The organism is Daejeonella oryzae DSM 19973 (genome assembly GCF_000422945.1).
Lineage (GTDB): Bacteria > Bacteroidota > Bacteroidia > Sphingobacteriales > Sphingobacteriaceae > Daejeonella > Daejeonella oryzae.
The window spans coordinates 992942-1007496 of the sequence record NZ_AUHA01000002.1 but is presented as its reverse complement, the minus strand read 5'-3'; the positions used below and the strand labels follow the sequence as shown (position 1 = coordinate 1007496).

Below are 14555 nucleotides of genomic sequence, written 5' to 3'. Positions count from 1 at the left end.
TAAACAAGAAGCTATCCTTTATTGTTTGAATACTTTAAGTTCACAACTAAAATTAAGAATAGAAAATCCTCACTAAGTGATGGTTAATTAGAAGCCCGCAATTTTTACTGGGCATAAAAAACCCCTCGATCCGAAAAAAGACCGAAGGGTTTGTAATTAGAAATTTCTTATTGTAGTAAAGTAACTATGCCAAGTTCCGTGGTTGAACCAGTTTTAATCACAACGTTCTCAATTGATTTTGATATAAAAGGACTAACAGGTGAGAAGTTAACTTTATAAGTTCCGGCTGCTAATCCCGGAAAGTAAAATTTTCCCGAAGCATCAGTAACTGTTCCGAGGGTATCTGTTCCGGTAATTGCATATACTTTTGGGTTTGATGTTACCGGATTAACAGTTCCGGATAAAACACCAGAAACAGCCTGAGGAATAGCACGAATAACCGGCTTTAACTGATAACCTCCATTTCCAGTCATTACAATTGATTTTGCAGCATCAAAATCCAATAAAAGAGTATAGGCAATACCAGATATTAATTCTTCCTGTACTTTTAACTTTATTCCTGAAGTTTGTCCGCTTGGAGTAGTAAGATTGTGAGAAACACCATCAACAACTACGGTGTTTCCGGTTGAGTTAAGTACAAGACGAATTTCCTGAAGACGTCCTGAGGGAACGTCCTGGGAAGCAATCAGGGTATCTTTACCTAAACGGAATTTTAAAATATCAAATGGAGTTGAACCTACCTGCAAAGTGCTTTCGCCACCTGCGGATATTACCTGTATTTCTTTAATGTTTAAATAAATAGCATCATACGCTCCCGGACCATCAGTCATTTTAACATTTAATCGTGTTACCGTACCGCTTTCTTTGTTACAAGCTGTAAAGGCCATACTTAGTATTGCTACAGCAGAAAAAATTAACTTTTTCATATTATTGTTTTAGGGGTTAATAAGTTTAACCATACAAACATAAAAGCAGTATATGAATTTTAGATGAAGATGCATCTTCGCCGGAAGTTTACCCTAAACTCTTTCTCTCGTAATAAATTCAGGAGATTGAGTAATTTGGTGGCATGCCATCTATTCTAATACTGTTCGCTCATCCGGCCTTTGAAAAATCAAGAACTCATAAAGAATTGATTCGGAAGATTAGTGGTTTGGAAAATGTGACCATTAATGATCTGTATGAGGAATATCCTGATTTCGATATCAATGTAGAACGTGAGAAAGAACTGCTTTTAAAACACGACATATTAATATTCCAGCATCCGTTTTACTGGTATAGTATGCCTGCCCTTTTAAAACAATGGATGGACCTGGTTCTGGAATATGGGTTTGCATACGGGATTAAAGGAACGCATCTAAGGAATAAAAAAATATTTAATGCAATATCAACAGGCGGCAGTTTTTCAGCTTATCAGAAAGAAGGTCACAACCGGTACACTATTACAGAATTTCTTGCAGTATTTGATCAAACAGCATTTTTATGTAAAATGACTTACTATCCTCCTTTTGTTGTGCATAACTCTCATTTATTAAGTTCTGAGGAAATAGAAGATTTTTCAAATCAGTATCTGGAAGTTGTTACAGGTTTAAGAGACGGCATTTTTAGTGAAGATGATCTGGTTAGAGCTAACTATATGAACAATTTAATCGGCAGACCTTATACATTATAAGAATATGGCTAAGGAAACTTTTTTATTTCAGGCAATTATCTTTCTGGCTTCGGCAATTATAGGAGTAAACATTGCCAAACGATTAGGTCTGGGTACTATCCTCGGCTATTTACTTGCCGGAATAGTTATTGGCCCATTCGTGCTTGGGTTTGTTGGCGAAGAGGGAAAAGATTTAATGCATGTTGCCGAATTCGGTGTTGTAATGATGCTTTTTGTAATAGGCCTGGAACTGGAACCAAACCTGCTCTGGCGCATGCGAAAACTAATCATCGGATTAGGTGGTTTACAGGTTTTGCTGACTACTGCAGTAATTGGAGGCATTAGTTTTGCCCTTGGGCAAACCTGGCAATCATCTTTTGCCATAGGCAGCATTCTGGCTTTATCATCTACAGCCATCGTTATGCAAACTTTAAGTGAAAAAAGTCTTCTAAAAACTGCGTCGGGCAAATCTGCATTTGCAGTTCTATTATCCCAGGATATTGCAGTCATCCCATTACTTGCTCTATTTCCTTTATTAGCCACCAAGCTTCCTCCAATCCAAAGAGATAATTTCATCAGTAATTTTAATGGCTGGCAGCAAACGTTTATTGTATTGGGAGCAATTGCTACTATCATTATTTCCGGACGGTATATTATTGGACCTATGTTCAGATGGGTGGCTAAAACACGGCAGCGGGAATTATTTATGGCTACCGCTCTGCTCTTGGTATTTGCCATAGCAGAATTAATGGTTATAGTTGGTTTAAGCCCAGCGTTAGGTACTTTCCTGGCAGGAGTTGTGCTTGCAAACAGCGAATACCGCCATGAGCTCGAAAGTGATATTGATCCGTTTAAAGGCTTACTCCTCGGACTTTTTTTTATGGCTGTTGGTGCAACCATTGATTTTAATATTATCAAAACCCACCTTTTTACAGTAATATCCCTGGTATTTGGCTTAATGCTTTTAAAGGGAGCCATTTTATTTGCTTTGGGAAAGTTATTTGGGCTAAAAGGAGATCAGAACATGCTTTTAGCAGTTTCACTGGCGCAAATGGGCGAATTTGCATTTGTTCTTTTTTCATTTGCTGGTCAGTATGGTTTAATTGATCCGGAGCTTCTGAGTCTTTTAGTAGCTGTTGTGGCTATCAGTATGGCTTTAACGCCTTTGCTGTTTGTATTAAATGAGCGTCAAATCTCACCCCGGTTCTTTACCAAAGAAAAAGACATACGGCCCCAAGATGATATTGACGAACAGCAAAAAGTAATTATAGCCGGTTTTGGAAGATATGGCAATATTGTTGGGCGTTTTTTAAGAGCCAACGGTGTTTCTGCTACCATTCTGGATAATGATTCAGACCGGGTAGACCTGCTTCGAAAATTCGGATACAAAGTATATTATGGAGATGCTTCCCGGTACGATCTGATGAAAGCTGCCGGAGCAGAAAAAGCAAAAATCATTATCATTGCCATGGATACTCCGCAACAATGCCTCGAAATGGTATCACTTGTAAAAAAGGATTTTCCGCATTTAAAAATCTTATCGCGGGCCTATGACAGGAATGATTCTTACGATCTGATGGAGGCTGGAGTAGATCACCTTTACCGGGAAACTCTTGATTCATCCATCAGATTGGGGGCCGATGCTTTAAAAATGCTCGGCCAAAGAGCTTATCAAACTCAGCGGGCAGCCAAAACCTTTCTAAAGCATGATGAAAATTCATTATCTGAATTAATAAAATATCGAAACGACAGCAAATCATATATCAATGTTGCTAAAGAGCAAATCACCGAGCTGGAAGAATTGATTTTGCGTGATATGAAAGACGAAGAAATCCTGGAAAGAGACAGCGGCTGGGATAGTGATACTTTAAGAAAAGGAGCTATCAAAGATTAAAAAAACGTCATTTCATTTAAATTCAAAAGATTTCAGTTGGTTGGGGTAGCCATTCAATCACGCATTTGATTATATATATTCCGTTTAATTTCCTGTTAACAGTTTGCGGCATTCTGTATCTGCATTATCCATTTTATCTCAAACAATTGCCCTGTGGAGCAGTTAAAGAATAGAAGAGTTAAATGAAAACTTATGGCAGCAAAAAAAAACCCAAACCAGGAAAATGATAATAAAAAAATTGAAAACCTGGCTCCTCATACCGAAGATGGTACCGGAGAATTTTTAACAACAAATCAGGGTCTGAAGATTAATGACAATCAGAACTCTTTAAAGGCAGGAGAACGGGGAGCTACTCTTCTGGAAGATTTTATTCTTCGTGAAAAAATCACACATTTTGACCATGAACGGATTCCTGAACGCATCGTACATGCCCGGGGTTCAGCAGCTCACGGATTTTTTGAATTATACAAACCCTTACCGCAATATACCAAAGCAAAGTTTTTGAACGATACTTCGGTAAAAACGCCGGTTTTTGCCCGTTTCTCAACCGTTGCAGGGTCAAGGGGTTCAACTGATCTGGCCCGTGATGTGAGAGGTTTTGCAGTTAAATTTTATACCGAAGAAGGAAATTATGATCTGGTAGGAAATAATATTCCGGTATTTTTTATACAGGATGCCATTAAGTTTCCGGATCTGATTCATGCGGTAAAACCTGAGCCTCATAATGAAATTCCACAGGCAGCCTCAGCGCATGATACCTTTTGGGATTTTGTATCTCTGATGCCCGAATCCATGCATATGATTATGTGGGCTATGAGCGACCGTGCAATACCCAGAAGTTTGCGTATGATGGAAGGTTTCGGAATTCATACTTTCCGCCTGATTAATGAAGAAGGAAAATCTCATTTTGTTAAATTCCATTGGAAACCTCTACTGGGTGTACATTCAGTAGCCTGGGATGAAGCAACCAAAATTTCAGGAAAAGACCCTGACTTCCATCGCCGCGACCTTTGGGAGGCTATAGAAAACGGAGCGTTTCCTGAATGGGAATTTGGAATACAGGTAATCCCGGAAGAGGACGAACATAAATTCCCCTTCGATTTGCTGGATCCTACCAAAATAATTCCGGAAGAAACAGTTCCTGTTCAGCGTATTGGAAAATTAACCCTGAACCGCAACCCCGATAATTTCTTCGCAGAAACAGAGCAGGTTGCTTTCCACCCTGGTCACTTGGTTCCGGGAATTGATTTTTCAAATGATCCTTTACTTCAGGGCAGATTGTTTTCTTATACCGATACACAGTTATCCCGTTTGGGAGGACCTAATTTTCATGAAATCCCTATTAATCGCCCAATTTCGCCCATGCATAACAATCAGCGTGACGGACATATGCGGCAGCAAATCAATAAAGGCCAGGTAAGTTACCAACCAAATTCAATTGGCGGAGGTTGCCCATTCCAGGCGAAAGTAGCCGAAGGCGGATTTACATCTTATGAAGAACGTATAGATGCCCGTAAAATCCGTGTTCGCAGCAAAAGTTTTATGGACCATTTCAGTCAGGCGACACTTTTTTATAATAGCCAGTCGGAAGCGGAAAAAAATCATATCGTTGAGGCTCTTAGTTTTGAATTAAGTAAAGTAGAAAGAGAAGAGATCCGTAAACGCGTATTAGGACTTCTGACGCAGGTTGATAAAAACCTGGTTGCCAAAGTTGCAGATAATTTAGGAATGCAGGCTCCGGATAAACCGATGGAACCTGTCAATGGAAGTTACCCTGCGGATGCAGATCCAAAAGACTATGAGCCTAAGGCGATTAAGCAGGATGTTGACAAATCCGAGGCCCTGAGTATGGCAAAAACCATAAAAGATACGATTAAGACCCGCCAAATCGCCTTCCTTGCAAATAATGGTGTGGATGCGGCTATTGTGGATATGAAAAAAGCGCTCGAATCCGAAGGTGCCCAAGTAAAAATAATCTCCCTTAAACTTGGGACTATAACCGATACTTCCGGAGCGGCAATTAAAGTTGATCAGCCATTTTACTCGGCAGCTTCCGTTTTATTTGATGCGGTTTATGTACCCGGAGGAGAAAAAAGTGTTCATGCATTAAAAGGAGAAGCCAATGCTATTCATTTCTTAAACGAAGCATACAGGCATTGCAAAGCTATTGCAGCAGATGCCGAAGGTGTAGAATTAGTTTACGCATCGTATATCAGCATAAACATGCCGGCTGATAATAAGAATCTGGCAAAAGAAGGCGTGATTATAGATGGAAGTCCGGCTGATTTTATAAAAGCGATTGCTCAGCATCGTTTTTGGGATCGTGAAAAAGAAAGCAAGGTTCCTTCCTGATCAGGAATTAATAAACAGAAAGGCGTTCATATAAACGCCTTTCTGTTTATAATTAAATCTAATTTTCAATATCTGCAGTTTCATGTATCCTTACATTTAAAGCACTTTCAATATCATTTATCAGATCCTGATAATTTTCAACGCCAATTGAAAGTCGCACCAATTTCTCAGTAATTCCTACTTTCAACCTATATTCCGGGTCAACTCCGGCATGCGTCATTGTTGCAGGATGTTCTGCAAGAGATTCCGTTCCTCCTAAACTTACGGCAAGCTTTATAAGCTTTAAATTATTCAGGAATAAAAAGGCTTCATTTTCGCCTCCGCGGATATCGAATGAAACCATAGCTCCGGCTGATAGGCATTGCTTGTCATAAATAGCTTTCTGATCGGGCATGTTTTCCAGACTTCCTAAATAATAGATTTTTTCAACTTTTGGATGAGAGGATAAAAAGGCCGCAACTTTTTCCGCGTTAATCGCCTGCTGGTCCATCCGAACTTTTAACGTTTCTAAACTTCTTAACAATAACCAGCATGACATCGGGCTGGCCATATTTCCTAAAAATGTTCTCAGAGTTTTTACACGCTGCACTAATTCTGCAGAACCCAGACACGCCCCGGCCACTACATCACTGTGACCGCCAATATATTTAGTCGCCGAATACAAAACCAGATCTGCTCCCTGATCCAGCGGATGCTGCCAAAGCGGACCCATGTACGTATTATCAACCGCAACAATTATCTTTTGATCTCCTGAGGAGAGTTCTTTGGCAATATTCGAACACATTTCAATATCAATTAATGAATTGGTTGGATTGGCAGGCGTTTCCAAAAAGATCAATTTCAGCTTATCTTTTTTACCGGATTGATCGATCAGACTAAGAATTTGCTCTTCGGTAAACGTGGCATCAAACTCTAAATGTTCGATCCCCAGTTTATTTAAAAAATGTTTAATAAAATGATCCGTTCCGCCATATAAGGGGCCGCTGCTCATAATCATGTCTCCGGGCTGAAGAAATTCAAGCATTACTGTAGAAATAGCTGCCATTCCACTTTCAAAAACAGCACATTCTGCAGCTTTATCCCAAAGTGTTAAGCGATTCTCAAGAATTTCCAGATCCGGGTTGTTGATGCGGCTATAGATTAAACCCAATTCTTCATTTTCAAGTTTATCGCGTAAGCCATAAGCTATTTCAAAGTGAGCTTTTCCTTCTTCGGCAGTTTTAAATACAAATGTCGACGTTAAAAAAACCGGACACTTAATAGATCCTTCTGATAATTCTGGTTTATAACCATAAGACATCATTAAACTTTCGGGGCGCATCATATTTTTAAAATTTAATTTTGTTAAAAGTATAAATTAAAAATTATTAACCTGCCAATAATATTAATTCAGAATAATAGCACTAACATATGATTATAAACAGAATTTTATTATTTTAAAATATGATTTTTAGCAGTTCAACAGAAAATTATTTGCAATAGCTTTTCATTAAACTTAATCGTTTACCTTTACGAGTAACACCATTAATAAAGTAGAATTGAAGTTTTTGACTAGTAGGTGTTTTAAATCAAAGAATTATACTTAAACCCTATTTTGAACTACTTCAAAACCACTTATTTCATCCTCCTATTTTTCCTGCTCAGTCTGAAACCCGGCATTGCACAAACTTGTAACGGAAGCCTGGGAGATCCTGTGGTTAACATAACATTTGGAGAAGGGTACGCCAACGCTATGCCCCTTCCTCCCAATGTAACTTCTTATAAATTTTCTACAGATGCATGCCCGGGCGATGGTTTTTATAATATCGCTTCTCAAACTCAGAACTGCTTTGGTAGCACCTGGCACTCCGTTGTACAGGATCATACACCTAATGATGTGAACGGGAACATGATGGTGATTAATGCATCTTTAGATCCGGGCGACTTTTACACTCAAAAAGTAACCGGACTATGCGGAGGAACTACTTATGAGTTTGCATCCTGGATTCTGAATATTTTAAAAAATAATGCATGCGAATCTAATGGAATTGATCCCAATATAACTTTTACCATAGAAAATAGCTCAGGGGTTATTCTCAGAACCTATTCTACGGGAAATATTGCTGAAACGTTGAGTCCGCAATGGAAGCAATTTGGATTTTTTTTCACCACTCCGGCCGGCACAGAAGAAGTTGTAATCCGGATGACTAATAAGTCGGTTGGCGGATGCGGTAATGATCTTGCACTGGATGACATAACGTTCAGGGCTTGCGGTCCTACTATCACAGCAGAAAGCGAAATTTCTTCTCTAACAAATGCACTATGTGAAGGAGAAAGCGGAACTATTAATTTAAATGCAGAGATTTCTGCCGGATATACTAATCCATCATTTCAATGGCAAATAAATTCTAATGATGGCGAGGGCTGGAAAGATATTATTAGTGCAAACCAGAGATCATATAGTTTAAATATCCCCGCGGTTAATCAGTTGGGATATTCATTCAGACTCGCCGCTGCTGAAGGAGCCAATATCAATTCACAAAACTGCCGGATTCTTTCAGCGCAACTACCGGTATTGGTTAATAGAAAACCTACTGTGGATGCAGGATCGGACTTGGTAATAATTGAAGGAGGCATCGTAGCACTTAATGGAAGTGCAGAAGGTAATAATACCAGATATTTCTGGACTCCGTCTTCCTATCTTGATAACCCCAATATCCTGAATCCTACCGCCAACCCTCCTGAAAATATCACCTATACATTAAATGTAATTTCTGAGGATGGATGTAACAGCACAGTAAGTGATGAGGTTTATATACGTGTTTTAAAAAATCTGATCATTCCAAATGCGTTTTCACCGAATGCTGATATGGTAAATGACCGATGGAAAATAGTTGCACTTAACTCCTATCCGGAATCCCGAATTCATGTTTTTAACCGATACGGGAATACAGTTTTTAAAAGCGTAGGCTATGGTCAGGAATGGGACGGAAATTTTGATGGCAAACCATTGCCCAGCGGCGTGTATTATTACACCATTGATTTAAGAACAGGTAGCCCTGTTCTAACCGGGTCTGTGCTTATCGTCCGCTAAATTTATTTGTTATTAAACCCTTGATCCGGTTAACTGGCCAATAAAATACGAAGCCACCTGAGGGTAAAAAATTACAGTTAACAAAACCCCGGTTAATGCACCATAAAAATGCGCATCGTGATTTATTGAATCCCTTGAATTGCGGGCCGCATACCAGCAATATCCTAAAAACAAAAACCCATAAATTACAGATGGTATAGGAATAGGAAGAGGAAAAATAAACATCTTATTTAAAGGATAAAATAAAATATAGCTGAAAACAACTGCACAAACTGCTCCGGAGGCGCCGAGACTATTGTACCAAAAATGTTCCTTATGCTTCATTATCGAGGTAATATCACTTAAAATAATACTCACCAGATATAAAACGCCGAACTGAACATGTCCCCAACTGCTTAAAGAAACAAATGTCTTTTCGAGCTGGAAGGCGAAGAAGTAATATGATAGCATATTTACAAATAAATGACCCCAGTCTTTATGAATCAAACCACTGGTAATTAATGCATACAAGCGTTCTCCACGACTTATACTATAGGGATGCAGCATAAATTTGCCATAGACTTCGGCATTTGAAAAAGCGTAAAGACTGGTTACAATGGTAATCAGAAAAATGAATGTGGCAACAGGGGTTTCCGTTATAAAACTTTCCATTAATAGTATTCTAATTTTTAATTAATCGTCCAACAGGATATCTGAGATGTGTTTTTTCGTACAGATCTGAATTTACATAAATCCAGTTTAACTGAGCAGAAGCACTTTTTGCCAGATCCGGATTTTTGAGCTTTGCTGCTTCCAGCTTTTGCTTCATCTCCGGCTTATTTTTTAATAATTCCGCAGCTTCATCCTCAAAAACATAGGCTGAAAAATATTCTTTTTGACCGAGAACCGAATCAAAAAAGTTCCAGGCAAAAAAAGAATCTACAGCCTGAGGCTCCAGTGTTTCGACAATATAGCGGTTTTGGTTCTGATTAGTATAAATCAAGAAGTCGCCTTCATAAAATTTTACCTGTTGTTTCTGACTTTTTACTTTAACTGCACTGTGAATATAATGACCTTCATAAGGCCTTGGAGAGGTTTTATAATCCCCAATATAATACATGTCCACCTCCATCAGAGTATCTGCCGAAAGACGCTCCATTTCAACCTGATTTAATTTCAAAAGATCAATTACTTTTTGCCAGGCCTGCGGAACAATATAAGCTATAGGTTTTTCTACTGTTACGGTTGGCTTAAATGTGTTGTAAAGCTTCACTTTTTTCTCAAATGGCTTGTTGCGGTCGTAATATAATCTGCTTAGGCTACTAACTTCACTGGCTTTGTGTTTTCCTTCATATCCTTTAAACAAAATGGTTTCAAACTTAGTATCATCCATTTCCCAATTTAGGGCAAATTCTTTCTGATTTTTAACCTGCTCATCGGCCAGTTTTTTCACAGACCCAAGTTGAGCCGAATTTTTCTGGGTGATCTCTATCAGATTATTCATCAATTGATACGTAGCATATACGCGTTTATCAAAGGATTTTAACATATGAGTTTCTCCGATAAAACCAATAGTATTATGAAGGGCTGCGTAACCTGTAGCAAAGCGGGGTATTTCTAAAAACGCTGTAAGACCGGAATCAGGAGTTTCGCCAATATGATCTACGTAGGGAGTCATTTCATACCCCTTTTTTTTCATAGCATCATACAATGCCGGCTCTATGATTTTTGTCATAAAGTTTGAAAGAATGGGATTTAATTTATCACGCTGCGTTTCTATAAAGGTCATTACATACTGGTAATCTGCGCCATTACTGGTATGATTATCTAAAAACACTTCCGGCTGCCAGATATTAAAAATCTCCTGGAAAGAGTATGAATTTTTAGAATCCGTTTTTATAAAATCGCGGTTCAGATCCAGGTTTTTTGAATTGCCTCTAAATCCATGACTCTCCGGACCATTCTGATTGGCTCTGGAAAATCCGCGGTTTAAACTCCCGTCAATATTGTATAAAGGAAGAATGCAAATAACCACATCATCCGGAATGGTATTCTTTTTAAGAAGATCACGAACCAGCATCATACTGGCATCAATGCCTTCCGGTTCCCCGGGATGAATCCCGTTATTGATCAATAAAATCCGCTTATTTTGCTGGCGAATCTGTACCGGGTCGAATACTTTATTTTTAGAGAGAACAACCAGATGCAGAGGCTTTCCTATATCGGTTAATCCGTATGTAAACATTTTCATCTGATCATATTTTAGATCAAGATCTTTGTAGTAAGAAATTACCTGCGGATAAGTGGCTGTTACATTTTTACTTTTACTAAGTTCAAACGGAGTTAACTGGGCCGAAGCCATTATAGAAACTGTTAGCAGAAAGATAAAAAGTAAGGTTTTTTTCATAAGCTGTTTGTGAAAGGAAGCTCTCAAATATATAATCATCCCTTTATCTTATCTATTAAAACTGCAAGTTCACGATCTTTAAGGGTTATTTTGTTCGCCTCACTATGCGTACTTAAACGTATTGATACCTTATTATAATTATTGCTCCAATCGGGGTGATGATCCATTTTTTCAGCCAGCAATGCTACCTGACTCATAAATGCCCAGGCGGTAATAAAGTCTTTGAAAATAAATGTCTTTTCCAGCTGTGCTGAACCCGTTTTCTCATCAAGCAATTTTTCTACCCACTCCATCACTATATTATATTAGTCGCTTACTTTTTGGTAAACTATTTACAACCAGTTCATACGAATGATCAATCAGACTGATTAACTGCTGATCAGAAAGTCTGCCGTTAATAAATACCGTATTCCAGTGTGTTTTATTCATGTGATATCCCGGCTGAACTTCCTCAAATTCTTCACGTAGCTGCTGTGCTCTTTCCGGATCACATTTGGCGTTAAAACTGGTTGGATTTTCCAGACCGATGAGCAGAAACATTTTGTTGGAAACTTTAAACACCAGAGTATCTTCACCAAAAGGAAATGTTTCTGTTACCGCTGCCTTTAACAGGCAATGTTCACGAATAGTTTCAATATCCATACTAGATTAATATCTGAAAGGCCGGTAAAAAGGAGCTTTACGCCCGAAGCAGTATTTTACACCAATAGTGGCATAGGCAAACATATCATTATTATCGTTTTCAAATTCACTCGGAGGGTCATTAAACCCATCCATTCCTTCGCCAAAAGTCACATTCATTTGATAACCTAAAGTCATAATGTATCGTGTTTCATCCCATCCATCCAAAAAATTAAAATTGATGCCGGCGGTTAAAGGTACCACCAGATTTATACTGGCGTCCTTGCCGGGAAATTCATAGTTAGAGCCGTCAGGCTTTATACGAGTTACAAAAGTCATTTTGTTTTTTATAAAGCCAACTCCTGAGCCGATATATAATCCCTTAAAGCTATTTAAAATACTGGGGCGATGATAATTAAGTAATTCCCCTAAAGCAACGCGTGCATTAAGCGTAGAAGTTATATAGCTGTTATTAAATTCTCTTAAATGTTTGTCATTTGCCATATCACCTCCCTGCAGCTTTCCAAACTGAGCTTCTAGTCCACCAATAATAAAGGGAGTTAAATAAAAATCACCGTTCAGGGTAAATGCCGGAGACCTGTCGTTGTATTTTACATCCGAATACGGCTCATTCATTCCGCCCCCAATACCAATGCTGTAACGCCGGAAATTATATTGTGAAAAAGCACTGGAATACATAAAAATCCCAAAAAGAAAGAATAAAAGCTTTTTCAATAGTTTTTAAATTAATTACCCGCCATAAAACTAAGAAAAAATCTAATTAACCTAAATGCTGTTCTTTGCTGGCAATAAGTATTAATTTACAAAAAAAATCGCCCGGTAAATGATAGATTATGAATAGCATAGAAAATATAACACATACTGTTTTAAATCGCTTCTTAAAATATGTCAAGATAAACACTCAATCTGATCCCGAATCGGAGACCTGCCCTTCCAGTGATAATCAAAAAGATCTGGCCGCAGTATTGGTCGAAGAACTTCTTGAAATGGGTATTTCTGACGCTCACATGGATGAACATGGATATGTATATGCCAGCATCCCGTCCAACAGTGATAAGCAGGTTCCGGTAATTTGTTTTTGTTCACACATGGATACCTCGCCCGATTGCAGCGGTGCCGGAGTAAAGCCAATAATCCATCGGAATTATCAGGGACAGGATTTGGTTTTACCCGATGACGAACATCAGGTGATCAGAATGAATGAACATCATGATTTGAAAGACCAGATTGGAAATGACCTGATCACTGCAAGCGGAACAACTTTACTGGGCGCCGACAACAAAGCAGGTCTGGCCGAAATTATGGATATGGCTTATTTCTTCAGCACACATCCCGATGTAAAGCATGGAACAATTAAATTACTTTTCACCCCGGATGAAGAAATTGGCCGGGGAGTAGATAAAGTAGATCTAATAAAACTGGGAGCTGATTTTGCATATACCGTTGACGGGGAAACCTGCGGCTCCATAGAGAACGAAACTTTTTCGGCAGATGCAGTAAAAATCAGTATTGAAGGATTGAGCGCTCATCCCGGATTTGCAAAAGGAAAGATGGAAAATGCCCTGAAGATTGCATCAGAAATTGTGGCCCTTCTTCCCAGGGAAAAATTTTCGCCTGAAAGCACGGAGGGTAAAGAAGGTTTTATTCATCCCACTCAAATGAAGGGCAATGTTGAACAGGCCAGTATTGAGTTTATAATCCGTGATTTTACAGATGAAGCTTTAAAAAATCATGAACAGATCCTGAAAATAATTGCAGATGAGGTGATTGGAAATTACCCTCACTCCTCATTTAAAATGGAGGTGAAAGAGCAATATCGAAACATGAAAAAAGTACTTGATGAATTCCCTCATATAATTGAGTTTGGAAAGCTTGCAATTCAAAGGGCCGGCTTAAAGCCAAAACTGCAAAGTATACGCGGCGGAACAGACGGCTCGAGGCTTTCATTTATGGGTTTGCCTTGTCCGAATATCTTTGCCGGAGAACATGCTTTTCATAGCAGGCAGGAATGGGTTTCTTTACAGGATATGCAAAAAGCCGTAGAAACCCTTATTCATTTAGCTGTAATCTGGGAAGAAAAATCCTAATATATTTTTAGAATATACTGCTTACAGGTATTTTTATTAACAAATTTTTTTATAAAATTTCCAGGAATCCTTAACTTTATAAGGGTAAATTGATTGCTTAATGTGGTTGGTTATCATTCTACTTATTATCATTTTAGGGATCATTATATCACTTTTACAGGGAGCGGGAGAATCTCAGAGGGCGATAGAAGTCAGTCATCTACTGAGTAAGCTGGAAGCTGCAAGAGCCAGCGGAAACGAAGATGAATTACGGCGTATTGCCAGAGAGATTAGGGATTTTCTGGATGAAAATAATCTGAGGGGCGGAATTTTTGACCGTGCCCGAAGTGCCATCAGTGATCTTTTAAAATAAGCAGAAATCAAATATTCTGATTTCTATCAGCCTGCCCTGTAACAATTTCAGGGTAAATGGCTTCTTAACACTATTTAACAAAGCAGATCTGGAAGCTTGTCTATCTTGCATCATCACC

13 protein-coding genes are annotated in these 14555 nt (G+C 38.7%); 6 read left to right on the top strand and 7 right to left on the bottom strand.

Annotated features, from left to right (window positions below):
* Nucleotides 1-167: 167 nt before the first annotated feature.
* A complete protein-coding gene (locus G521_RS0104810) occupies nt 168-926 on the bottom strand; it encodes a DUF4382 domain-containing protein (protein WP_026897521.1) in 759 nt (252 codons plus the stop codon).
* 143 nt (nt 927-1069) lie between these two features.
* Between G521_RS0104810 and G521_RS0104805 the strand changes: the two genes are divergently transcribed.
* The 3 genes from G521_RS0104805 (at nt 1070) to G521_RS0104795 (ending at nt 5897) form a co-directional block, all read left to right on the top strand.
* Nucleotides 1070-1672, top strand: a complete 603-nt coding sequence (locus tag G521_RS0104805; RefSeq protein WP_026897520.1) for an NAD(P)H-dependent oxidoreductase — start codon at nt 1070-1072, stop codon at nt 1670-1672.
* Nucleotides 1673-1676: 4 nt separating this feature from the next.
* Nucleotides 1677-3545, top strand: coding sequence for a monovalent cation:proton antiporter-2 (CPA2) family protein (locus G521_RS0104800; protein ID WP_026897519.1), 1869 nt, complete (start codon nt 1677-1679; stop codon nt 3543-3545).
* Nucleotides 3546-3737: 192 nt separating this feature from the next.
* Nucleotides 3738-5897, top strand: a complete 2160-nt coding sequence (locus G521_RS0104795; RefSeq protein WP_026897518.1) for a catalase — start codon at nt 3738-3740, stop codon at nt 5895-5897.
* Between the two features lie 58 nt (nt 5898-5955).
* Here G521_RS0104795 and G521_RS0104790 read toward each other — a convergent pair whose 3' ends face one another.
* Nucleotides 5956-7221, bottom strand: a complete 1266-nt coding sequence (locus G521_RS0104790) for a cystathionine gamma-synthase family protein (protein WP_220096042.1) — start codon at nt 7219-7221, stop codon at nt 5956-5958.
* A 270-nt stretch (nt 7222-7491) separates the two neighbouring features.
* Here G521_RS0104790 and G521_RS17685 point away from each other — a divergent pair, with 270 nt between their 5' ends.
* Entirely contained in the window at nt 7492-8970 is a 1479-nt protein-coding gene (locus tag G521_RS17685; RefSeq protein ID WP_051189469.1) for a gliding motility-associated C-terminal domain-containing protein, read from the top strand.
* A gap of 12 nt (nt 8971-8982) precedes the next feature.
* Here G521_RS17685 and G521_RS0104780 read toward each other — a convergent pair whose 3' ends face one another.
* The 5 genes from G521_RS0104780 to G521_RS16505 are packed head-to-tail and all read right to left on the bottom strand — an operon-like array spanning nt 8983 to nt 12712.
* Complete coding sequence (locus G521_RS0104780; protein WP_026897516.1) at nt 8983-9621, bottom strand: rhomboid family intramembrane serine protease; 639 nt, start codon at nt 9619-9621, stop codon at nt 8983-8985.
* 10 nt (nt 9622-9631) lie between these two features.
* Nucleotides 9632-11356, bottom strand: a complete 1725-nt coding sequence (locus tag G521_RS0104775) for a M14 family metallopeptidase (protein WP_026897515.1) — start codon at nt 11354-11356, stop codon at nt 9632-9634.
* 35 nt (nt 11357-11391) lie between these two features.
* Nucleotides 11392-11649, bottom strand: coding sequence for a 4a-hydroxytetrahydrobiopterin dehydratase (locus tag G521_RS0104770; RefSeq protein ID WP_051189467.1), 258 nt, complete (start codon nt 11647-11649; stop codon nt 11392-11394).
* A gap of 7 nt (nt 11650-11656) precedes the next feature.
* Nucleotides 11657-11998 (bottom strand): MmcQ/YjbR family DNA-binding protein, encoded by a 342-nt coding sequence (locus G521_RS0104765; RefSeq protein WP_026897513.1) that lies wholly within the window; start codon nt 11996-11998, stop codon nt 11657-11659.
* 6 nt (nt 11999-12004) lie between these two features.
* Entirely contained in the window at nt 12005-12712 is a 708-nt protein-coding gene (locus tag G521_RS16505) for a hypothetical protein (protein ID WP_155975659.1), read from the bottom strand.
* Between the two features lie 119 nt (nt 12713-12831).
* Between G521_RS16505 and pepT the strand changes: the two genes are divergently transcribed.
* Together pepT and G521_RS0104750 are read left to right on the top strand one after the other, a co-directional pair.
* Nucleotides 12832-14085 (top strand): peptidase T, encoded by a 1254-nt coding sequence (gene pepT, locus G521_RS0104755; protein ID WP_026897512.1) that lies wholly within the window; start codon nt 12832-12834, stop codon nt 14083-14085.
* Between the two features lie 100 nt (nt 14086-14185).
* Nucleotides 14186-14437 (top strand): hypothetical protein, encoded by a 252-nt coding sequence (locus tag G521_RS0104750; protein ID WP_026897511.1) that lies wholly within the window; start codon nt 14186-14188, stop codon nt 14435-14437.
* The last annotated feature ends 118 nt before the right edge of the window (nt 14438-14555 follow it).